Here is a 22,008-nt window from a genome sequence, read left to right as displayed (position 1 = left end):
TCCAGCGCCTCCCAACTCCTGTCCCGCAACCTCTACATCTACGGCCTGGGCGGCATCATCGTCCCGTTCATCGGCATCAAACTCATCGACCTGCTCGTTCGGTTGCTTCCGGGGATGTCATAGATGCGCCATCTGCCAAGCTGGATCAACCGGCACCTGGCCGCCCTGCGCGCCCTGCTGGCGCTCACCGTGATCACCGGAGTCGTCTATCCGCTGGTGGTCACCGGAGTGGCGCAGGCGCTGTTCAACGGCGAGGCCAATGGCTCCATCGTGCGGATCCACGGCGAGGACGCGGGCAGCGCGCTCATCGGGCAGAACTTCACCGACGCCGACGGCAACCCGGTGCGCAAGTACTTCCAGTCCCGCCCGTCGGCCGCAGGATACGACCCCATGGCGAGCGCGGCGAGCAACCTGGGCCCTGCGGACATCGTGAACGTGTTGCCCGTCCCCGTGGCATCCGGCGTGCGGGGCCATGGCCGGCGGTCCCTGTTGAGCCAGGTCTGCGCGCGGAGCAAGGCCGTCGGCGAGGTGGAAGGGGTCAGCGGCGCACGCCCCTACTGCACCCCCGACGGCGTCGGCGCCGTCCTGAAGGTCTTCCCCGCCACCGGCGCCCCCACCCGCGCCGTCAGCGTCAACCAGCCCTGCCCCGCCACCCCCTTCATCACCACCTACCAGGGCCTCACCGTCCAGTGCGGCACACCAGGCCAGAACTACGCCGCCGGCCGCACCGTCACCGTCCGCGGCACCGCGACCGCCCTCGTCCCCCCCGACGCCGTCACCGCCGGCGGCTCCGGACTCGACCCGCACATCTCCCCCGCCTACGCCGCACTCCAGGCGCCTCGCGTCGCCCGGCAACGCGGCCTGCCCCTCGCCCGGGTCAAGGCCCTCATCGAGCGGCACACCAGCGGTCGTAGCTTGGGGTTCATAGGGGAACCTGCGGTCAACGTCCTGGCGCTCAACCTGGCACTGGACGCGGGATGACGGAAGGCGAGCGGTGAGCACGGCACGGGAGGCGGACGCGGCGCGCGCGCCCGGCGCGGCACGCGGGCGGCTGCGCGTCTACCTGGGGGCCGCCCCCGGCGTCGGCAAGACCTACGCGATGCTCGCGCAGGGCCGCCGGGCGCTCACGCGCGGCAGGGACGTGGTGGTCGGCCTGGTGGAGACGCACGGCCGCGCCCGCACGGCCGAACTGATCGACGGGCTGGAGACGCTGCCCCGCAGAACCCTCACCTACCGGGGCGCGACCTTCACCGAGCTGGACGTCGACGCCGTCATCGCGCGCAAGCCCAAGATCGCACTGATCGACGAGCTCGCGCACACCAACGTGCCGGGGTCGCGCAACGCCAAGCGCTGGCAGGACATCGAGGAGATCCTCGACGCCGGCATCGACGTCATCTCCACCGTCAACATCCAGCACCTGGAGTCGCTCAACGACGTCGTGGAGCAGATCGCGGGCGTCCCGCAGCGTGAGACCGTCCCCGACGAGGTCGTGCGCCGGGCCGACCAGGTGGAGCTGGTCGACATGTCGCCCGAGGCGCTGCGCCGCAGGCTCGCGCACGGCAACGTCTACCCGCCGGAGAAGATCGACGCGGCCCTGTCCAACTACTTCCGGGAGGGCAACCTGACCGCGCTGCGCGAGCTGGCCCTGCTCTGGGTCGCGGGGAAGGTGGACGAGCAGCTCGAACGCTACCGCGCCGACCACGGCATCGCCGGCACCTGGGAGGCGCGCGAACGGGTCGTCGTCGCGCTGACCGGCGGTCCCGAGGGCGACACCCTCGTGCGGCGCGCCGCGCGCATCGCGGCCCGTACCCAGGGCGCCGACCTGCTGGCCGTCCATGTCACCGCCCCCGACGGCCTGGCCGGCGCCGACCCGGCCCACCTGGCCCGTCAGCGGACGCTGGTCGAGAGCATGGGCGGCACCTACCACCAGGTCGTCGGCGACGACATCCCGCGCGCCCTGCTCGACTTCGCCCGCGGCGTCAACGCCACCCAGCTCGTGCTCGGCGCCTCCCGGCGCGGGCGCTTCGCGCAGGTGCTCTCCCCCGGCGTCGGGGTGACCACGACCGCGCGCTCGGGGTCCATCGACGTCCACATGATCACCCACGAGGAGGTCAGCAAGGGACTGCGGAGGGCGTCGCGTTCCCGCGCCGTGCTCACCCGCCGCCGGCGTCTGGCCGGGTGGGCGCTGGCCGTCGCCGGCCTTCCCGCGCTGACCGCGGCGCTGGTCCCGCTGCGCGGCACGCTGGCGCTGCCCGGGGAGATCCTGCTGTTCCTGCTGACGGTCGTCGTCGTCGCCCTGGTCGGCGGCCGTTCGCCGGCGGTCGTCGCCGCGGTGGGCGCGTTCGGGCTGCTCAACTGGTACTTCACCCCGCCGCTGAACACGCTCACGGTGGCCGAGCCGGAGAACCTGCTGGCGCTGTTCGTGTTCGTGCTGGTCGCGGCCACGGTCAGCACGGTGGTCGACCTGGCGGCGCGGCGCACCCGCGAGGCCGCCCGCGCCGGAGCCGAGGCCGAGGTGCTGTCCACGCTGGCCGGGCACGTACTGCGCGGCGAGGCCGCGCTGCCGTCCCTGCTGGCCCGGCTGCGCGAGACCTTCACCCTGACGTCGGTGACGCTGCTCGAACGCGTCGGCCCGGCCGGTCCCGACCACCGTTCCGCGCCGCAGTCGTGGCGGATCGTGGCCACCTCCGGCGGGCCGCCCTGCGCGAGCCCCGACGACTCCGACACCGACGTGCAGGTCGACGACCGGCTCGTGCTCGCCGTCCGCGGCCACCTGCTGGACGCCTCCGACCGCCGGGTGCTGGAGGCGTTCGCCGCCGAGGCCGCCGTCGCCCTGCGCCAGGAGCGCCTGCGGCAGGAGGCCGAGGCCGCGCGGCCGCTGGCCGAGGCCGACCGGATGCGCACGGCCCTGCTCGCCGCAGTCAGCCACGACCTGCGCACGCCGCTCGCCTCGGCCAAGGCCGCCGTGGACAGTCTGCGCAACACGACCATCGAGTGGACGCCGCAGGACCGGGCCGAACTGCTCGCCACGGCCGAGGAGTCGCTGGCCAGGCTGGACCGCCTGGTCGCCAACCTGCTCGACATGAGCCGCCTGCAGGCCGGCGTGCTGGGGCTCACCCTGCACCCCGTCGCGCTGGAGGACGTCATGCCGCGCGCCATCGACGACCTCGGGCCGCTCGGCGAGCGCGTCCAGGACGACATCCCCGGCGACCTGCCCGAGATCATGGCCGATCCGGCGCTGCTCGAGCGCATCCTGGTCAACCTGATGTCCAACGCCGTCCGCTACAGCCCGCCCGAGCACCGGGTACTGGTCACCGGCAGCCACTACGGCGACCGGGTGGAGATCCGGGTCATCGACCGCGGCCCCGGCATCCCGCCGGACGCCCACGACCAGGTCTTCCTGCCGTTCCAGCGCCTGGGCGACCGGGCCGGCCACACCGGCGTCGGCTTGGGCCTGGCGCTCTCCCGAGGGCTGGCCGAGGCGATGAACGGCACCCTGACGCCCGACGAGACCCCCGGAGGAGGGCTCACCATGATCATCTCTATGCCCGTCGGAGAGCACCGATGACCCGGGTCCTGGTCGTCGACGACGAGCCGCAACTGCTGCGCGCCCTGCGCATCAACCTGGTCGCCCGCCACTACGAGGTCGCCGTGGCCGCCGACGGGGGCGCCGCGCTGCGCGAGGCCGCCCAGTTCCACCCCGACCTGATCCTGCTCGACCTCGGACTTCCCGACATGGACGGGGTCGAGGTCATCCACGGGCTGCGCGGCTGGACGCGCGTGCCGATCGTCGTGCTGTCCGGCCGGGCCGGCAACCAGGACAAGATCGACGCCCTGGACGCGGGGGCCGACGACTACGTCACCAAGCCGTTCGACATCGAGGAGCTGTTCGCCCGCATCCGGGCCGTCACCCGCCGGGTGTCCACGCAGGAGGCCGAGAGCACGCAGGTCCGCGTCGGCGACCACACGGTCGACCTGGCCACCAAGACCGTCTCCGGAGACGTCCGGCTCACCCGCACCGAGTGGCGCATGCTGGAGCTGCTGCTGCGCAACCCCGGCCGGCTGGTCAGCCAGCGCCAGATGCTCGGCGAGGTGTGGGGCGCGGCCTACGCCAAGGAGACCCACTACCTGCGCCAGTACATGGCCCAGCTCCGCAAGAAGCTCGAACGCGACCCGGCCCGCCCCGTCCACCTGATCACCGAGCCCGGCATGGGCTACCGCTTCACGCCCTGACCTGCCTCGACGGGCAGGCGTGGGAGCCGGTCTCGACCTGCTCGCCCGTCTCGCGACGTCATCGCCGTCGGCTTCCCCGGCTTCGGCTCGGCGGCCGGCGGATCAGCGCTGGGTCTGGGTGTAGAGGGCGAGGATCACGATGACGAAGGTGATCATCACTCCGGCGTAGGCCACCGGGCCGAGCCTGATCATCTTGCGGAAGCGGTTCAGCCCCCAGGCGAAAAGGAACGCCAGGAAGACCAGCAGGATCAGCCCGCCGTTCTCCATCGCCACCGCCCTCCGGATCGGCCCGTGCGCGCCGGGCCCGCCCGGCGGCGCCACGCGGCACCTCGCCCGGGAAGGGCCCGCACGCCACTCTAGCCGCGATCACCCCGCCCCCGGCGGCACTCTTGCCTGCCCTCCCCACGGGTGTCGCGTCCGTGGCACACTTCACCCCGTGCCGGATCTGAACAGGACGCACGTCCAGGAGAGCCCCCACTTCACCGACGAGGAGGACCGGCGGCACGTCCGCGACCGCCTGATCTTCTTCTCCGACGCGGTGATCGCCATCGCGATGACGCTGCTCGCGCTGGAACTGCCCGTGCCGACCGGGGAGACCGACGCCGAGGTCTGGCACTCGTTCGTGGAGCTGCTTCCCGAGGAGTACCTGAACTTCGTGATCAGCTTCGGGGTCATCGCCGCGTTCTGGATGGCCCACCACCAGTTCTTCCGCAAGATTCATGTGGTGGACACAGCGCTGCTGCGCTACAACCTCGGCTGGCTGTTCCTGGTCGTGGTGGTGCCGTTCGCCACCCGGGTGAACAGCGAGGGCGCCCTCGTGCTGGGCCCGGTGCTGTACGCCATCGTCATCAGCGCGATCGCCCTGCTGATGGTGCTGATGGCCCGGCACGCGACCCGCGCCGGCCTGCTGCGTCCCGGGACGCCCCCGCACGCGCTGCGGGGGCTGCTGGTGGGCGCCGGCACCGCGGCGTCGGTGTTCCTGCTGTCGATCCCGGTGAGCTTCGCCAGCCCGTCGTGGGGCAGATACTTCTGGTTGCTGACGATCGTCGCCTCGCGCGTCACCCGCCGCGTCTTCGATCGCCGCGACCCCTGACCGGCGGGCTCAGCGGCCCTTGGTGGGGATCTCGAACCAGACGGCCTTGCCCTCCTTGGTGGGACGCGAGCCCCAGCGGCGGGCGAGCTGGTCGACCAGGTACAGGCCGCGGCCGCCCTCGTCGTTCTCGCCGGCGCTGCGGATGCGCGGCAGGCGGAGATCCTGGTCGAAGACCTCCACCCAGATGGACTCCTCGCCCCGGCGCAGCCGCAGCGTGAACTCCTTCTCGTTGACGATGTCGTTGTCCAGCCCCGGAACGTCCCAGGACTCGTCGAACGGCAGCGGCGGGCCGTCCAGCACCAGCTCGCGGCGCGGGACGCTGGCGCTGGCGGCGTGCAGCACGACGTTGGTGACGACCTCGGAGACCAGCAGGCAGGCCAGCTCGACCCGGTCTTCGGGGACGTCCCAGCTCGCGAACGCCTCCGAGGCCATGCGCCGGGCCTCGCCCACCATGATCGGCTGGGCGGGGAAGGTGCGCTCTTCGAACTTGAGCTCCTTGCCCGCGGAGCGGATCACCAGGATGGCCATGTCGTCGTCGATCTCGCCGGGGACCGCGACGGTGGCGGCGTCGGCGACGCGCTCGACCGACTCGGCCGAGGCCTTGGCGACCTTCTCGCACAGGATGCGCAGCGTCTCTTCGTCGCTGAGCGGCGCCTCGCCGGACTCGCGGGCCGGGCGGCGGTCGACCAGGCCGTCGGTGTAGAGCAGGAGGGCGGCGCCGGGCGGCAGCACCCGCGTCTCCTCCTTGTAGACCAGGTCGGCGTGCATGCCCTTGGCGTTGACGCCGAGCGGCTGGCCGACCTCGGAGATGTCGAGCTCGGTGACCACGCCGTCGACGATGAGCAGCGGCGGGGAGTGCCCGGCGTTGGCGAAGGACAACTGGCGCGACCACGCGTCGTACACCAGGTACTGGCAGGTGACGATCGGCGGGGTGCTGACGTCGGTGCCGTAGTCGTCGCGCTCGGGCGCGGCGATGATGCGGGTCCACTCGTTGAGCCGCGCCAGGATGTCGGCCGGGGACTTGTCGTCCTGGGCGAAGGCGCGCAGCGCGGCGCGCAACTGGCCCATGACGGCCGCGGCCTTGGCGCCGCGGCCCTCGACGTCGCCGATGACGATGCCGACCCGCCCCGCCGACAGCGGGATCACGTCGTACCAGTCGCCGCCCACCTGGGTCTGGATGCCCTGGCCGTGCGAGGCGAGCGGGGCGGCGGGGTAGTAGCGGACCGCGATCTCCAGGCCGTCGAGCTGCGGCAGCTCGCGGGGCAGCAGGTACTTCTGGAAGGACTCGGCGGTGTGGCGCTCTTCCTCGAACAGCAGCGCGTTGTCGACGGCGATGGCGACCCGGGTGGCGATGGCGCCGACGAAGTCGCGGTCGAAGGCGTCGTAGTGCGGCGAGCGCCGGTCGGTGAGGTTGGACATGCCGAGGTACATCAGGCCGAGCGTCTCGCCCCGCGCGCACAGCGGCGCGACGATGGCGGAGGTCATGCCGATCTCGCTGCAGAGCCTGGTGGCCTCCTCGCTGGGCGAGGGGTAGCTCATCGTCGCGAAGTCCTCGACGATGATGGTCTCCTGGCGGCGCAGCGCGATCTCGGCGTAGTGGCCGGCGGGGTAGCGGATCTCGGACCCGATGGGGCGCCAGGTGCCCGGCGGGGGCGTCCACCCCTTGACGTGGGTGGAGACCTTGCGGACCAGCCGGTCGCCTTCGGACAGCTCGATGAAGCAGTGGTCGGCGAACTGGGGCACCAGCATCTCGGCGACGCGGTTGAGCGTCTCTTCGACGTACAGGGAGCCGGCCAGGCGCTCGCCGATGCGTTCGAGCAGGCCGAAGCGGTCTTTCTCGCGTTCGTTGCTGCGCATCGCCTCGCGGGCGGTGATGACGATGCCGGTGACCGAGCCGGAGGGGTGCCGCAGGGGGACGGCCTGCGCACGGACGTAGATGATGGTGCCGTCGCCGCGCACCACGTCGAAGGTGCCCTCCCACACGCCGCCCTTGAGGACGTGCTTGGCCAGCTCGACGGCCAGGGGGTGGTCCTTCTCCATGATGCCCAGGGACAGGACGGTCGGGTCGGCGGCGCCTGGCCTGTCGGGGCTGCCGAACAGGCGTTCGGCGAACGGGTTCCAGTAGAGCACGTTGCTGAACCGGTCGGTGACGACCACGGCCATCTCGGCGTGGTCGAGGACCGACTCGGGCGTCAGATGGTCGGCCGCGTCCTGCGAGAGGTCCCCCCATCGCTTCATCGGGCGGCCGCCCCTCGGAGAGGGGCATGGGCGAAGGCGACCACGTGCGCTCCTGCAACAGCCTCGGCGGTCAGGCGACGACCGGCCGGAGGCTCGGGGAAGGCGGGGCTGAGGGACAAGGGAAAGGGAGACCCCCCACTGGTATGCAAGCGATCACGCTCTGACCGGTCAGCGCCGGGAGACGAAGACGTGCGCGGCGACATCGCGCGGGAACTCCGCGGGCGTGTTGTGCGCTTCATCGTCACCTGTCACCCGTACACCGTCGTCGCTCGCCGCGAGCGTCACCTCGCGTCCGGGTTGTATCCCAACTTGCTTGAGTTTAAGCATCACAGCAGGATCACTTTGCACTTGTTCGCTAATTCGCCGCACGACTACGGGTATGCCTCTGGGCCCGGCGAGATCGGCCATGGCCGAGATCACCTCATCGGCGGACGAGTCGGACTCTTTGACGCCCAGTTCGTCCAGACCTGGGATGGGGTTGCCGTGGGGGCAGACCACCGGGTTGTCGAGCAGGGTGACCAGGCGGGACTCCACCGACTCGGACATGACGTGCTCCCAGCGGCAGGCCTCGACGTGCACCTCTTCCCAGGGAAGGCCGATGACCTGGGTGAGCAGGCACTCGGCCAGGCGGTGCTTGCGCATCACCCGCGTGGCGAGCGTGCGCCCGAGGTCGGTCATGGTCAGGTGACGGTCGCCCTCGACGCGGACCAGGCCGTCACGCTCCATGCGGGCCACCGTCTGGCTGACGGTGGGGCCGCTCTGCTGCAGCCGCTCGGCGATGCGGGCGCGCAGAGGGGTGATCCCCTCCTCCTCCAACTCGAAGATCGTGCGGAGGTACATCTCGGTGGTGTCGATCAGGCCGTGTGCGGTCAAGGCTCCTCCCCTCCCAAGTATCGATGCTACGTCCGGCTCCCGGGGGCCACGGCCGTGTCCGCACAGGCCGATGGCGCTGTCTCCCGGGAACGGATCGGCGTCCGGACAGAGCTTACGCAGACCTACCGACACAACGGTGCGAGACGGGGAACGACGACCGCGGCGGCGGCAACATGTGACTCCTTCTCTAGGATCGCATCCTTCGCCACGCGCGTCGCCTGAACCCACGGAACCTGATCTCGCAGGACAGGTCCGCACCGGCTCCCTCGACGGCCGCGCGCCCCCGGCGGCGCCGCCCGTCCCGGCCGGCCGCGCCGGGATCAGCGCCGCGCGAGCCCGTCGCGCACCGCGTCGTAGTTGCGGAACGCCGGGATCGAGAGCCCGGCGACCAGCACGATCGCGGCGCACAGCAGCCCGCCGCCCGCCCAGGCCGGCACGAGCCCGAAGGCGCCGGCCGTCGCGCCGGCCCGCAGGTCACCAAGGCGGGGACCGCCGGCGACCACGACCATGAACACGCCCTGCATGCGCCCGCGCATCTCGTCGGGGGCGTAGGTCTGCAGGATCGTCTGCCTCCAGACCGAGGAGACCAGGTCGATGGCGCCGCCGACGGCGAGCAGCGCCACGATCAGCCACAGCGGCTGCGCGAACGCCGCCGCCGCGACGGTGAGCCCCCATAGCGCGATCACGATTGTCAGCGCCACCCCCTGGCGGCGCACCCTGCCGACCCAGCCGGACACCAGCCCGGCCGCGACGGCGCCGATCGCCAGGCTCGCCGACAGCCAGCCGAACGCGACCGGCGACCCGCCGAAGCGCTCGGCCGTCAATTCCGGGTACAGGGCGCGGGGCAGGGCGAAGGCCATGGCGATGATGTCCACGACGAAGGACATCATCACGATCGGGCGGGTGGCGATGTACCGCAGGCCGTCCACGACCGACCGCAGGCCCGGCCGGGACACCTCGCCGACGGGGGCCAGGCGGGGCAGTCGGACGGCGGCGTAGAACCCGGCGCCGAACAGCAGGGCGTCGATGAGGTAGGCGGCGGCGTATCCGGACTTGGCCAGGACGATGCCGGCGAGCAGCGGGCCGAGCACCGTCCCGACGCTGCTGACCAGGAAGTTCAGAGTGTTGGCCGCGGCGACGCGCTCGGCGGCCACCAGCCTCGGGATGATCGCGCTGCGCGTCGGCGAGGTGACGGCGAAGCCGGTGGACTGGACGGCGACGATGGCGAGCATCAGGTACACGTTGTTCAGCCCCGCCCAGGCGTGCAGCAGCAGGGCGGCCGTCGCCAGCCAGGCGACCACCGAGCCCATGAGCAACAGCTTGCGGCGGTCGACGGCGTCGGCGACGGCGCCGCCCCACAGGCCGAAGACGACCAGCGGGATGAGGTTGGCCGGTCCGAGCAGGCCCACCCACAGGGAGGAGTGGGTGATGTCGTACACCTGGGCGCTGACGGCCACCGAGGTGAGCTGGAAGCCGATGAACGAGACACCCTGCCCGAGCAGCAGCCGCCGGTACGGGGCGACGCCCAGCGGGCGGGTGTCGACGGCGACACGCTTCAGCACCGACTGAAGGACGAGCGCCATTTCCACCTCACCAACCCGGACATTTGAGAAATCTCCGGACACATTACCCAGGTTGTGGGGGTGAGCGGTTCAGAGGGAGGGGGTGCCGACCGAAGGTCAGGGGGCCAGCCGCTCCACCAGCCACACCCCGCCCGCGCGGCGGTAGCGCAACCGGTCGTGCATGCGGTCGACCTGCCCCTGCCAGAACTCGACCTCCGCCGGGACCACGCGGAACCCGCCCCAGAACTCGGGCATCGGCGGCTCCTCCGGCCAGCGCTCGGCGAGCTCGCGGTAGCGGTCGTCCAGCTCCTCCCGCGACCGCACGACCGCCGACTGCCGGGAGGCCCAGGCGCCTATGCGAGAGCCGTACGGGCGAGAATGGAAGTAGGCGGCGGAATCCTCCCGCGGCAGGCGCACCACGGTGCCCTCCACGCGCACCTGGCGGCGCATGGGGTGCCAGGGGAACACCAGGCAGGCCCGGGGGTTCTCCGCCAGGTCGCGGCCCTTGCGCGACTCGTAGTTGGTGTAGAAGACGAAGCCTTCCTGGTCGTATCCCTTGAGCAGGACGGTCCTCGCGGCCGGGCGGCCCCCGGCGGAGGAGGTGGCGAGCACCATGGCGTTCGGCTCGGGGAACCCCGCGTCCACGGCGTCGGCGAACCATGACGCGAACTGCGTCACAGGGTCGGCGGCGAGATCGGCCTCGCTGAGCGGCAGGCCCTCGTACGTACGGCGCAGCGCCGCGAACGGCGGCGGCGGGCTCGATGCGGCATCCACAGACCGGTATTCTTCCGCGTCCGGCGCCACAGCCGAAGTCGCACCCCCCACCAGGGCGGATCGCGTTTCGGTGGGCCCTGCGGCAGAGCACCCACGCCGAGGGGGTTGAATATGACCCGCCGGTATCTCGACATCAAGGCTTTGACTTCAAGAAAGGGAGGCGGCCGAGAATGTCCGACTTCAAACCCGGGCTCGAAGGCGTAGTAGCGTTCGAGACCGAGATCGCGGAACCGGACAAAGAAGGGGGCGCCCTGCGTTACCGGGGCGTCGACATCGAAGAGCTGGTCGGCCGCGTCTCCTACGGCAATGTGTGGGGCCTGCTCGTCGACAACAAGTTCAAGCCCGGCCTTCCTCCGGCCGAGCCGTACCCCATCCCTGTCCACTCCGGTGACATCCGCGTCGACGTCCAGAGCGCCCTGGCCATGCTGGCCCCCGCCTACGGCTTCCGCCAGCTCCTCGACATCGACGAAGACCAGGCCCGCGACGATCTCGCACGCGCCTCGGTCACCGCGCTGTCGTTCGTCGCCCAGTCGGCCCGCGGCCTGGGCCTGCCGATGGTCCCGCAGTCGCGCGTCGACGAGGCCGACACCATCGTCGAGCGCTTCATGATCCGCTGGCGCGGTGAGCCCGACCCCAAGCACGTCAAGGCCATCGACGCCTACTGGACCTCCGCCGCCGAGCACGGCATGAACGCCTCCACCTTCACCGCCCGCGTGATCGCCTCCACCGGCGCGGACGTCGCCGCCGCCCTGTCGGGCGCGGTGGGCGCGATGTCGGGCCCGCTGCACGGTGGCGCCCCCGCCCGCGTGCTGCACATGATCGAGGAGGTCGAGCGCATCGGCGACGCCGAGACCTACGTCAAGCGCGCGCTGGACTCCGGCGAGCGTCTGATGGGCTTCGGCCACCGCGTGTACCGCGCCGAGGACCCCCGCGCCCGCGTGCTGCGCCGCACCGCGCAGGAGCTCAACGCCCCCCGCTACGAGGTCGCCTGCGCGCTGGAGAAGGCCGCCCTGGCCGAGCTGCACGCCCGCAAGCCCGACCGCGTCCTGGCCACCAACGTGGAGTTCTGGGCCGCGATCATGCTGGACTTCGCCGAGGTGCCCCCGCACATGTTCACCTCGATGTTCACCTGCGCCCGCACCGCCGGGTGGGCGGCGCACATTCTGGAGCAGAAGCGCACGGGCAGGCTGGTCCGCCCAAGCGCCAAGTACGTCGGCCCCCCGCAGCGCTCGATCGACGACGTCCCCGGAGCCGACGAGGTCGCCGGCAAGAACTGACCCCGCCGTCCGCACGGGAACCGGTCACGCCCCCCGGCGAAGCCGGCCACCGACGCCGCGCCCGCACAGGGCCCGCAGCCGCAGGTTGCGGGCCTTTCGCGTGCCCGCCGCCCCGGCGGCCCGCCCGCCGAGTCTCAGGCGACACGCCCACCGGGTCTCAGGATCCGGACCGGCGACGTGAGCACCGGGGCGGCTCACTACCCTGGTTAGGTGGCTGACATCGAGATTCCCGCTGAACTGAAGCCCGCTGACGGCCGTTTCGGCTGCGGGCCTTCCAAGGTACGCCCCGAGCAGCTGGCCGCCCTGGCCTCCGCCGGCGCGAGCGTCATGGGCACCTCCCATCGCCAGAAGCCGGTCAAGAACCTCGTCCGCCGGGTGCGCGAGGGCCTCACCGACCTGTTCTCGCTGCCCGAGGGGTATGAGGTGGTGCTCGGCAACGGAGGCACCACGGCGTTCTGGGACATCGCGGCCTTCGGGCTCATCAGGGAGAAGTCCCAGCACCTCCACTTCGGCGAGTTCTCGTCGAAGTTCGCGGCCGTCGCCGCCAAGGCGCCCTGGCTCGCCGAGCCGACCGTGATCAAGTCCGAGGTGGGCAGCCACCCGCGGGCCACGCCCGAGGCCGGCGTGGACGTCTACGCGCTCACCCACAACGAGACCTCCACCGGCGTGGCCATGCCGATCAAGCGCGTGGCCGACGACGAGTCGCTCGTGCTCGTCGACGCCACCTCCGGGGCCGGCGGCCTGCCCGTCGAGGCCGGGGAGTTCGACGTCTACTACTTCGCGCCGCAGAAGAGCTTCGCCTCCGACGGCGGCCTGTGGATCGCCCTGTTCTCCCCCCGCGCCCTGGCCCGGGTGGAGGAGATCGCCGCGACCGACCGGTTCGTGCCCGAGTTCTTCAGCCTGCCGACCGCGATCGACAACTCGGTCAAGGACCAGACCTACAACACCCCGGCCGTGGCCACGCTGTTCCTGCTCGCCGACCAGATCGAGTGGATGAACCGCAACGGCGGCCTGGCCTGGACCACCGCGCGCACCGCCGACTCGGCCGGGCGGCTGTACACCTGGGCCGAGAAGACCTCCTACACCACGCCGTTCGTCGCCGATCCCGCCCAGCGGTCCAGCGTCGTCGGCACCATCGACTTCGCGCCCGAGGTGGACGCCGCCGAGGTCGCCAAGGTGCTGCGGGCCAACGGCATCGTCGACACCGAGCCCTACCGCAAGCTCGGCCGCAACCAGCTGCGCGTCGCGATGTTCCCGGCCATCGACCCGGCCGACATCGAGGCGCTGACGGCCTGCGTGGACCACGTGGTCGAGCGGCTCCAGGGCTGACCGGCGCCCACTCACCGCCCGTCAGGACGAGGGCGGGGGCACCCAGCCGGGCCCGGTGATGGGGGGCGGCGCGCCGGTGCGGCGCGCCAGCTCCTCCAGCAGGCGCAGGGCGTCGTCCAGTTCGACGCTCTGCGCGAAGCACGACAGCACCGGGGCACGGTCGTCGGTCTCGGCCAGGGCGGCCAGCATGACCGCCGTGACGTGCTCGTCGCGGCTGCGCCGGGCGGAGTAGCGAAAGGCCTTGCGCTCGGCGGTGCGGCTCAGCAGGCCCTTCCTGACGAGCCGTTCGGCGACGGTCTGCACGGTGGTGTACGCGAGCGGCCGTTCGGCGTCCGCGTTGAGCTTTCCCTGCACCTCGCGGACGAGCAGGGGGTGGGCCGCGTCCCAGAGCACCTCCATGATGGCGCGCTCCAGGGAGCCCAGGCTATTCACGCCGACATTGTGGCCCACGGGCACCCGCCATGTCAGTTGCCATCGTTCATCCCGCGTTTTCTCCGCGGTGGCGACCGGCGCCGTTCCGCCGTCGGTCTTCGGTGTTCACGCGAGCGCCGCCGCGCGCCTCCTGCGGCGCAGCGTCCAGGCCGCGATCACCCCGCCGACCAGCCCGAACAGGTGGGCCTGCCAGGAGATGCCGGGTTGGCCCGGCAGCACGCCCCAGATGAGCGAGTAGTACAGCGCGGCGACGCCGATGCCGAGCGCGATGTCCAGCAGGTGCCGGTCGAACAGGCCCCGCGTCACGACGTACCCGAAGTAGCCGAACACCAGCCCGCTCGCCCCCAGCGTCACCCCGGGCGGGCTGACCAGCCACACCCCCAGGCCGCTGACCACGATGATGATGACGCTGGCGAGGACGAAACGCCCGAGGCCGCGCAGCGCGGCGAGGAAGCCGAGGATGGCCAGCGGCACGGTGTTGGCCATCAGATGGCCGAAACCCGCGTGCAGGAACGGCGCGAACAGGATGCCGCTCAGGCCGTCCACCTGGTGCGGGCGGATGCCGTACTGGTCCAGGTTCTCCGGCAGGACGTAATCGACCACCTCGACCGCCCACTCGACGCACACCAGGAGCGCGATGACGATGGCGGCGCCGAGAGCGCCGGTGACCAGGTCGACCACACGCCGGCGTACCTTCTCGCCCGAGGTGGCGCCCGGAGCTCTCACTCTGGTCGCGTAGTCGCTCATCGTTCTCCTCGCAGCGGGACCTGGAACGCTTTTTGTCCTCCCTTTACCGTACGCGGACCGTGTTTAACCCGCGATTTCCGATGCACGCGAAAAAGGCGCATGTTCCGGGTATCGGATCATGCGCCTTCCGCGCCGCCGGCGCTGATCGCCGGCGGCGTGACGATCATTTCCCGGAGACGATCACTCGCCCGTCCAATTGGGCGCGCGCTTCTCGGCGAACGCCGCGGCGCCCTCCATGGCGTCCTTGGACCCGAAGACCGGGTTCATGATCGCCGACTGGTGGGCGAACATCTCGTCCAGCGACCAGTCGGCCGACTCGACCAGGATGCGCTTGGTCGCCAGCAGCGACAACGGGGCGTTGGCGGCGATCTTGGCGGCGAACTCCTTGGCCGCGGCGAGCGCGCCGCCGGGCGGGGTCACCCGGTTCACCAGGCCCAGCTCGGCCAGCCGCGCGGCCGGGTAGAAGTCACCGGTGAGGGCGATCTCCATGGCGATGTGGTAGGGAATGCGGCGCGGCAGGCGCATCACGCCTCCCGCGCCCGCCACCAGGCCGCGCTTGGGCTCGGGCAGGCCGAACTTCGCCTCCTCGGAGGCGATGACGATGTCGCAGGACAGCACCAGCTCGAACCCCCCGGCCAGCGCGTACCCCTCCACCGCCGCGATGATCGGCTTCTTCGGCGGCGCCTCGACCAGGCCGCCGAACCCGCGCCCCTCGACCGCCGGGAAGTCTCCGCTGAGGAACCCCTTGAGGTCCATGCCGGCGGAGAAGTTGCCGCCGGCGCCGGTCAGGACGTACACCGAGACGTCCTTGCGGTCCTCCAGTTCGTCCAGGGCGGCCACCACGCCGCGCGCGACGGCGCCGTTGATGGCGTTCCTGGCCTGCGGCCTGTTGATCGTGATGACGGCGATGCCGCCGTCGACCTCGACGAGAACCTCGTCAGACACCCTTGCCTCCGGTTCGCGGATACGAGCGGGCTCACTTGGGCTGGAAGCGGATCCCGCCGTCGAAGCGGATGACCTCGCCGTTCATGTAGTCGTTCTCGACCAGCGACCGCACCAGGTGGGCGAACTCCGAGGCCCGGCCCATGCGCTTGGGGAAGGGCACCGGCGCGTACAGCTTGGCTTTGAACGCCTCGGCCTCCGGGCCCGACCCGTAGATGGGCGTGTCGATGATGCCCGGGCAGATCGTCAGCACCCGCACGCCGATCGCGGCCAGGTCGCGGGCGGCCGGCAGCGTCATGCCGATGATGCCGCCCTTGGACGCGGAGTAGGCCACCTGGCCGGTCTGGCCCTCCAGGCCGGCGACCGACGCGGTGTTGATCACCACGCCGCGCGCGCCGTCGGCGTCGACCGGCTCGGTCCTGGCCATGGCCGCCGCGCCGATGCGCATGAGGTTGAAGGTGCCGATCAGGTTGACGTCGATCACCTTGCGGTAGCTCGCCAGGTCGTGCGGCGAGCCGTCCCGGCCCACGGTGCGCGACGCCCAGCCGATGCCGGCGCTGTTGACCACCGCGCGCAGGGGCTTGCCGGTCGCCACGGCGGCGTCCACGGCCGCCTGGACCGAGGCCTCGTCGGAGACGTCGGTCTGCACGAAGACGCCGCCGAGCTCGTCGGCGATAGCCTTGCCGCGCTCGGTGTTCAGGTCGGCCAGCACGACGGTCGCGCCCGCCGCCGCGAGCTCGCGCGCCGTGGCCTCGCCGAGGCCGCTGGCGGCGCCTGAGATGATTGCTGCTGCTCCGTTCAGGTCCATATCCCGGACCTTAACGTGGCAACCGAATGAAGTTCTACTGGGGGTGGCTCAAATCTCGGCCGAGATGGCGGCGTCGACGTCAGGATAAACCTTGATGCGCCGGTCGAGACCGGTCGTGCGCAGGATGCGCGCCACCGGCGCCTGCGGGGCCGCGAGCGACACCCCGCCGCCCTCGCCGGTCGCCAGGCGCCACGCCTCGATGAGCACCGACAGGCCGCTTGAGTCCATGAAGGACAGCGAGGCGAGATCGAGCACCAGGCGGCTGCTGTCCTGCTTGATCGCATCACGCACCTCGTCGCGCAGGAAGGGCGCGGTGAACAGATCGAGCTCGCCCTCGACAGCGACGACGACGGCGTCTCCGAACGCCCGCCGCGCCAGCCGCAACTTCATGTGGAACCTCCTTGCGGGGCCCACTTTAGTCCTGGCGGCGCGGCGACGGGCTCAGTACGCCACAGCATCGCCGCTTGAAAGCGGATCAGAGCGGCTGAGGAGCCACCGCGAAGCCGAACGGGAGCTCCAGGCGATGGGCGGCGAGCAGGTCGGGGTCGGCGAGGATCTCACGGGTCGGCGCGTCGGCCGCGATGACCCCGTCCGACAGGATCAGCGAGCGCTCGCACAGTTCCAGGGCGTAGGGCAGGTCGTGGGTGACCATCAGCACGGTGACGTCCAGGGAGCGCAGGATCTCGGCCAGCTCGCGCCGCGAGGCCGGGTCGAGGTTGGACGACGGCTCGTCCAGCACGAGGATCTCCGGCTGCATGGCCAGCACCGTGGCGACCGCGACCCTGCGGCGCTGCCCGAACGACAGGTGGTGCGGCGGCCGGTCGGCGATGTCGGGCAGCCCGACCTGCGCGAGCGCCTCGTTCACCCGCAGCTCCAGCTCGAAGCCGCGCACGCCCATGTTGGCCGGGCCGAACGCGACGTCCTCGCGGACCGTGGGCATGAACAGCTGGTCGTCGGGGTCCTGGAAGACCAGGCCGACGCGGCGGCGGATCTCGCCCAGGTTTTCCTTGCGCACGGGCAGACCGGCCACCTCGACCTCGCCGTGCCCGGCGGTCAGGATGCCGTTGAGGTGCATGACCAGGGTCGTCTTGCCCGCGCCGTTCGGGCCGAGCAGCGCGACCCGCTCGCCGCGCCCGATGGTGAGGTCGACGCCGTAGAGCGCCTGGGTGCCGTCGGGGTAGGCGTAGGCCAGTTCGCTGACGCGCAGGGAAGGTGGCGGATTGCTCACGTGAGACTCCAGGACAGTACGGCCGTCGCCAGAGCGGCCATGGGAAGCAGGGAGGCGGTCGCCCAGCTGCGCGCCGAGGCGCGCAGGTTGTCGATGACGGGCATGGACCCTGTGTAGCCCCTGCTCAGCATCGCCAGGTGCACGCGCTCGCCGCGCTCGTAGGAGCGGATGAACAGCGCGCCGGCCGACTTGGCGATGACCGGCAGGTGGCGCACGTCGCGGGCCACGAAGCCCCGCGCCTCGCGGGCGACGCGCATGCGGCGCATCTCGTCCAGGATCACGTCCATGTAGCGCAGCATGAACATGGCTATCTGCACGAGGGTCTGCGGCAGGCGCAGCCGCTGCGCGCCGAGCAGCATCGTGCGGGGCTCGGTGGTCGCGGCCAGCAGGATGCTGGCCACGACGCCGAGGGTGGCCTTGGCCAGGATGTTCCAGGCCGACCACAGGCCCGCGGAGCTGAGCGACAGGCCGAGCACCTCCACGCGCTCGCCCAGGCCGATGATCGGCAGTGCCACCGCGAAGATCACGAACGGCACCTCGATGACCATGCGGCGCAGCAGGAACCTCGCCGGCACCCTGGCCACCGCGGCGACCGCGGCGAGCAGCAGGGCGTAGACCCCGAAGGCCCAGAACGCCTCCCGCGGCGTGGCGACCACCACCACGGCGAACGCCGCGACCGCGGGGAGCTTGCACTGGGGCGGCAGGCGGTGGATCACCGTGTCGCCCGGCCGGTAGAGCTGGTGGGTGTGCCCGGCGCCCATCAGGCGCTCACTTTGTCACCGTCGAGCCGGCCCTCGGCCTCGCCCTGGCGGTTGCGGCGCCGCACCACGTAGAAGATCGCACCGCCGGCCAGCACCGTGATGCCGACGCCGGCGACGCCCGCGACGCCCACCGACAGCCGCTCGTCCTGCACGCCCTTGACGCTGTAGTCCGACAGCGGCCCGCCGCCGAGGGAGTGGTCGCGCTCGTTGACGTTCAGCCCCTTGTCGCCGGCGACCTTCTCCAGCCCGTCGGGGCTGCTGGAGGCGTAGAAGGAGACCACGCCGGCCAGCAGGACGGTGACCAGGGCGCCGCCGATGAGCAGCGGCCGCAGGCTGCGGGACGGCGCGGGCGCGGGCCCGCCGGCGACCTCGGTGCTGGCGCCGTCGGCGGTGCGCAGCACCAGCTTGGCCTTCAACCCCTTCGCGCCGTAGACCAGGTCGGGGCGCACGGCCAGCACGCTGCTCACGGTGAGCGCGGTGATCAGGCCCTCGCCGAGACCGATGAGGACGTGCACGCCGCCCATCGCGATCGCCACCGAGGACACGTCGATCGGCGCGGTGCCGCCGATCCAGAACAGCAGGGTGAAGCCCATCGCCGCGACCGGCACCGAGACGGCGGCGCCGATGAAGGCCGCGACCGGGATGGCCGCGCGGCTGCGGGGGGCACTGCGGACGATCAGGCGGAACACCGCCCAGCCGACGACGGAGGTGACGATGGCCATCAGGGTGATGTTGACGCCGAGCGCGGTGAGGCCGCCGTCCGCGAAGAAGAACCCCTGGACGAGCAGCACCACCGCCACGCACAACACGGCCGTGTACGGCCCTACGAGCACCGCGGCCAGTGTGCCGCCGAGAAGGTGGCCGCTGGTGCCGGCCGCCACGGGGAAGTTGAGCATCTGGACGGCGAAGATGAACGCCGCGACGAGGCCCGCCATCGGGGCGGTGCGGTCGTCGAGTTCGCGGCGCGCGCCGCGCAGGCAGACGGCCAGGCCGGCGGCGGCGAAGGCCCCCGCGCCGATGGAGACCGCCGCGTTGAAGAAACCGTCTGGTACGTGCACCAGAGCCTCCGAGGTGGGATCGAGTCGTGCCAACTCTAAGCCATTACCTCGTAGCTGCAAGAGACTGGCAAGAACGACCTAAATGCTGGGGCGTAGCCCTCTCACTGGTAGGGGTGGGCGCCACCCCTTATGTGGCCCCAGAGGTACATATCCGTGGCCGCCCCCAAGTGAAGCCCCCTACTCGGTGCGGGCTCGGCCGAGGATCGGCCGGCCGGAAACCACCTGGCCAGCGGGCTCCGCCGGGGTCTGCGCGGGGTCAGCGGCCGATGCGGATGGTGCGGCGGACGACCGCTCGCGGGCCGCGCGCCGAGACGGTGACCACGAGCCTGCGGCGGATCTTGGACGCCCGCGCGGTGGCCGTCCAGCGCCTGCGCCCCCGCCACCAGGCCATCCCCGGCCCGAGCCCGGCGACCTCGGTCTCGCCGACCTGCACGGGATAGCGCAGCGGCGGCCCGCCGAGGTCGAGCTCCAGCTCGGCCTCCCAGACGCCCGTGGCGTCGAGCGAGGAGGTGGCGGTGAACCCCGCCGCGCCGGCGGCGGTCACCGGGACCCGCCGCTCGCTGCCGGAGGAGCGTTCGCGCCAGACCACCTGGCGGGCGCGGCCGGCGACCGCGCACCCCTCCCCGACCGTCACCGTGCCCTCGATGGTCAGCGACCCCTTGCCACCCCACGCGGCGCGGGTCAGCCGCGCCGACCCGGGGACCGCCGCCACATGGCCGCCGATGTCGATGGTGAGGTTGCCGTGCGGGCGGGTGAAGTAGGGCACCGCTATCGCGCCGGTCAGCCGGACGGCGGGACAGGCGACCCCGGAGTCGCGGTCGGCGCCGAACCGCGCCACCCGGCGCACTCCCTCGCACGCCAGCACGACGTACATGTCCCACACTCCGGGGGGCAGGTGCGAGACCTCGACCCCGGCGGCGAAGACGTCCGCCACCGAGGTCACCGGCACCCGCCGCTCGGCTCCGGTGGAGCGTTCCCTGAGCAGCAGACCGACCGCCACGCCGTTCCAGGAGTCCGACAACGACGCGCGGCCCGAGATCTCCAGGCGGTGCCCCCTCCATTCGAGGGCGGTCAGGCGGCGGCGCAGCACGGCGGTCTCGACCCGGGCGAGCCGTTCGAGCCGCGCGGCGTCCCCCAGGGAGGCGGCGCGAAGCCGGTCGATGGGGCGCAGCCGTTCGAGCACGCCGTCGGTCAGCCACGCCGCGCACATGTCGGACACCTCCCCGGCGATGGCACGGCGCCGCACGGCGTCCGCGTCCAGGAACGGCGCGCCGAGCTGGGCCAGGATGTCGAAACGGAAGTGCCGGCGCATGAGGTGGTCGCGCAGCGGCCCTTCGGGGACGTGGCGCGTCATCAGCTCGATGGGCGTGCGGATCATGCGCAGCCAGGCGAGCGGGTCACGGCTGCCGGGCTCCTGCATGATGCTGGTGCCGTCCGGGCGGGCCGTCAGGTGGTAGCAGTCGTGGTCGGCGACCACGGAGATCGTGCGCGCGTGGCAGTAGGCGTGCACGGAGAAGACGATGTCCTCCCCCACGCGCAGCGACTCGTCGAACCGGATCCGGTGGCGGGTCAGCAGCTCGCGCCGGAAGAGCTTGAAGCAGGTGAGGGTGTTGTAGACGGTGCTCTCGCCGAGCGGCGCGTGGTCGCGGTTCTCCCGGAACATGGAGGTGGGCACCGTGCGGCCGTGCCCCACCATCTTGCCGAGCACGATGTCGGAGCCGTTGCGCTCGGCCATGGCCACCATGCGCTGGAGCGCCTCGGGACCGAGGTGGTCGTCGGCGTCGCAGAAGAAGACGTAGCGCCCGCTGGAGTGCGCGATCGCGCGGTTGCGCGGCCGGGCCGCGCCGCCGGACGGCTGCTGGTGCCAGACCCGTATCTCGGGAAACTTCTCGGCATAGTCGGCGAGCAGCTCGCGGCTGCCGTCGGTGGAGCCGTCGTCCACGACGACGATCTCCTTGCTCACGGCCTGGGTGAGCAACGACGTGAGGCACCGGTCGAGGTAGGGGCGGCAGTTGTGGACGGGCACCACGATGCTCACGTCGACACGCCGACTACTTTCCGTCTTCATTGCGATTCATTATGTAACCGATGACCCGCGCCTGGCGGCGCAATCACCGCGTTGGCATCACCCGTTTTACCTGCTCATTTGGCCGCGCGGGCTTATTACCCGTTTGTCGGGGTAGCCCGGCCCCGACGGAGGTGACGAGATGGCCTATCCGGCGCACGAAACGGGATTGCACATCAGTGAACGACTCGACGGACAATGCGTCATCGTTCAGATCGACGGGGAACTCGACATGAGTGCCGTGCCGCGCCTGCGCGCGGAGCTCGACCACGCCATAGAGGGGGTGCGCCCTCCTTGCCTCGTGCTCGACCTGACGCGCACGAGCTTCTGCGACTCACTGGGGTTGGGGCTGCTGGTCAACACCTACAACCGGGTTCGCGAGATGGGTGGGAGGCTGGCGCTGGCGGTGACGCCCGGCATGATGGTCTCGAGGTTGCTGACCATCACCCATCTGGACCACCACTTCGACACTTACCAGAGCACGGCGGACGCCGTGGCGACGGTGCAGGCGGCATGACGCGCCGCCTACGGGCGACGACCGGGTGATGGACGCGCGGCCCGCACGGGCCGCGTCGGACGGATGCGAGG

The 22,008-nt window shown here is 71.6% G+C and carries 21 protein-coding genes; 7 read left to right on the top strand and 14 right to left on the bottom strand.

Annotated elements, in window-relative coordinates:
* Nucleotides 1–123: 123 nt before the first annotated feature.
* The 3 genes from ABZT47_RS36305 to ABZT47_RS36295 are packed head-to-tail and all read left to right on the top strand — an operon-like array spanning nt 124 to nt 4,233.
* The gene (locus ABZT47_RS36305) at nt 124–981 is read left to right on the top strand and encodes a potassium-transporting ATPase subunit C (protein ID WP_354852412.1); all 858 of its coding nucleotides are present in this window, start codon (nt 124–126) and stop codon (nt 979–981) included.
* A gap of 13 nt (nt 982–994) precedes the next feature.
* A complete protein-coding gene (locus tag ABZT47_RS36300; protein ID WP_354852410.1) occupies nt 995–3,568 on the top strand; it encodes a DUF4118 domain-containing protein in 2,574 nt (857 codons plus the stop codon).
* The gene (locus tag ABZT47_RS36295; RefSeq protein ID WP_354852408.1) at nt 3,565–4,233 is read left to right on the top strand and encodes a response regulator; all 669 of its coding nucleotides are present in this window, start codon (nt 3,565–3,567) and stop codon (nt 4,231–4,233) included. The genes ABZT47_RS36300 and ABZT47_RS36295 overlap by 4 nt, the downstream gene beginning before the upstream one ends.
* A 102-nt stretch (nt 4,234–4,335) precedes the next feature.
* Here the strand turns inward: ABZT47_RS36295 and ABZT47_RS36290 are convergent, their stop codons facing one another.
* Nucleotides 4,336–4,506, bottom strand: coding sequence for a hypothetical protein (locus ABZT47_RS36290; RefSeq protein ID WP_354852421.1), 171 nt, complete (start codon nt 4,504–4,506; stop codon nt 4,336–4,338).
* Nucleotides 4,507–4,669: 163 nt separating this feature from the next.
* Here ABZT47_RS36290 and ABZT47_RS36285 point away from each other — a divergent pair, with 163 nt between their 5' ends.
* Nucleotides 4,670–5,326, top strand: a complete 657-nt coding sequence (locus tag ABZT47_RS36285; protein ID WP_354852406.1) for a TMEM175 family protein — start codon at nt 4,670–4,672, stop codon at nt 5,324–5,326.
* Nucleotides 5,327–5,335: 9 nt separating this feature from the next.
* Here ABZT47_RS36285 and ABZT47_RS36280 read toward each other — a convergent pair whose 3' ends face one another.
* The 4 genes from ABZT47_RS36280 to pdxH form a co-directional block, all read right to left on the bottom strand.
* Nucleotides 5,336–7,564 carry a SpoIIE family protein phosphatase gene (locus ABZT47_RS36280; protein WP_354852404.1) on the bottom strand — a complete coding sequence of 743 codons (2,229 nt, stop codon included), beginning with the start codon at nt 7,562–7,564 and terminating at the stop codon, nt 5,336–5,338.
* A 168-nt stretch (nt 7,565–7,732) separates the two neighbouring features.
* The gene (locus tag ABZT47_RS36275) at nt 7,733–8,437 is read right to left on the bottom strand and encodes a metal-dependent transcriptional regulator (protein ID WP_354852403.1); all 705 of its coding nucleotides are present in this window, start codon (nt 8,435–8,437) and stop codon (nt 7,733–7,735) included.
* A gap of 320 nt (nt 8,438–8,757) precedes the next feature.
* Entirely contained in the window at nt 8,758–10,020 is a 1,263-nt protein-coding gene (locus ABZT47_RS36270) for an MFS transporter (RefSeq protein ID WP_354852402.1), read from the bottom strand.
* A 96-nt stretch (nt 10,021–10,116) separates the two neighbouring features.
* Entirely contained in the window at nt 10,117–10,773 is a 657-nt protein-coding gene (gene pdxH, locus ABZT47_RS36265; RefSeq protein WP_354852400.1) for a pyridoxamine 5'-phosphate oxidase, read from the bottom strand.
* A 170-nt stretch (nt 10,774–10,943) separates the two neighbouring features.
* Between pdxH and ABZT47_RS36260 the strand changes: the two genes are divergently transcribed.
* Both ABZT47_RS36260 and serC read left to right on the top strand, forming a co-directional pair.
* A complete protein-coding gene (locus ABZT47_RS36260) occupies nt 10,944–12,050 on the top strand; it encodes a citrate synthase 2 (protein WP_354852398.1) in 1,107 nt (368 codons plus the stop codon).
* Nucleotides 12,051–12,260: 210 nt separating this feature from the next.
* On the top strand, nt 12,261–13,379 hold the full coding sequence (gene serC / locus ABZT47_RS36255) for a phosphoserine transaminase (protein WP_354852396.1): 1,119 nt from the start codon (nt 12,261–12,263) through the stop codon (nt 13,377–13,379).
* Between the two features lie 21 nt (nt 13,380–13,400).
* On the opposite strand, the gene ABZT47_RS36250 is transcribed toward serC, so the two are convergent.
* The 9 genes from ABZT47_RS36250 to ABZT47_RS36210 all read right to left on the bottom strand — a co-directional run bounded on the left by ABZT47_RS36250 (nt 13,401) and on the right by ABZT47_RS36210 (nt 21,393).
* Nucleotides 13,401–13,811, bottom strand: coding sequence for a BlaI/MecI/CopY family transcriptional regulator (locus ABZT47_RS36250; RefSeq protein WP_354852394.1), 411 nt, complete (start codon nt 13,809–13,811; stop codon nt 13,401–13,403).
* A gap of 105 nt (nt 13,812–13,916) precedes the next feature.
* The gene (locus ABZT47_RS36245) at nt 13,917–14,558 is read right to left on the bottom strand and encodes a rhomboid family intramembrane serine protease (RefSeq protein ID WP_354852392.1); all 642 of its coding nucleotides are present in this window, start codon (nt 14,556–14,558) and stop codon (nt 13,917–13,919) included.
* 180 nt (nt 14,559–14,738) lie between these two features.
* Nucleotides 14,739–15,503, bottom strand: coding sequence for a crotonase/enoyl-CoA hydratase family protein (locus ABZT47_RS36240; RefSeq protein ID WP_354852390.1), 765 nt, complete (start codon nt 15,501–15,503; stop codon nt 14,739–14,741).
* 31 nt (nt 15,504–15,534) lie between these two features.
* Nucleotides 15,535–16,308, bottom strand: coding sequence for an SDR family NAD(P)-dependent oxidoreductase (locus ABZT47_RS36235; RefSeq protein WP_354852389.1), 774 nt, complete (start codon nt 16,306–16,308; stop codon nt 15,535–15,537).
* Between the two features lie 48 nt (nt 16,309–16,356).
* Nucleotides 16,357–16,698, bottom strand: coding sequence for an STAS domain-containing protein (locus ABZT47_RS36230; RefSeq protein WP_354852388.1), 342 nt, complete (start codon nt 16,696–16,698; stop codon nt 16,357–16,359).
* 85 nt (nt 16,699–16,783) lie between these two features.
* Entirely contained in the window at nt 16,784–17,536 is a 753-nt protein-coding gene (locus ABZT47_RS36225) for an ABC transporter ATP-binding protein (RefSeq protein WP_354852386.1), read from the bottom strand.
* The gene (gene cbiQ / locus ABZT47_RS36220; RefSeq protein WP_354852384.1) at nt 17,533–18,297 is read right to left on the bottom strand and encodes a cobalt ECF transporter T component CbiQ; all 765 of its coding nucleotides are present in this window, start codon (nt 18,295–18,297) and stop codon (nt 17,533–17,535) included. The genes ABZT47_RS36225 and cbiQ overlap by 4 nt, the downstream gene beginning before the upstream one ends.
* Nucleotides 18,297–19,355, bottom strand: coding sequence for an energy-coupling factor ABC transporter permease (locus tag ABZT47_RS36215; protein WP_354852382.1), 1,059 nt, complete (start codon nt 19,353–19,355; stop codon nt 18,297–18,299). The genes cbiQ and ABZT47_RS36215 overlap by 1 nt, the downstream gene beginning before the upstream one ends.
* A gap of 256 nt (nt 19,356–19,611) precedes the next feature.
* On the bottom strand, nt 19,612–21,393 hold the full coding sequence (locus ABZT47_RS36210) for a glycosyltransferase family 2 protein (protein ID WP_354852380.1): 1,782 nt from the start codon (nt 21,391–21,393) through the stop codon (nt 19,612–19,614).
* 169 nt (nt 21,394–21,562) lie between these two features.
* On the opposite strand from ABZT47_RS36210, the gene ABZT47_RS36205 reads away from it, so the two are divergent.
* Nucleotides 21,563–21,937, top strand: coding sequence for an STAS domain-containing protein (locus ABZT47_RS36205; RefSeq protein ID WP_354852378.1), 375 nt, complete (start codon nt 21,563–21,565; stop codon nt 21,935–21,937).
* The last annotated feature ends 71 nt before the right edge of the window (nt 21,938–22,008 follow it).

This window comes from Sphaerisporangium sp. NPDC005289 (genome assembly GCF_040607455.1).
In the GTDB taxonomy this organism is placed as follows: Bacteria; Actinomycetota; Actinomycetes; order Streptosporangiales; family Streptosporangiaceae; genus Sphaerisporangium; species Sphaerisporangium rhizosphaerae.
Note: the sequence above shows the minus strand (reverse complement) of the source record. Positions and strands in the feature narration are given on the sequence as shown.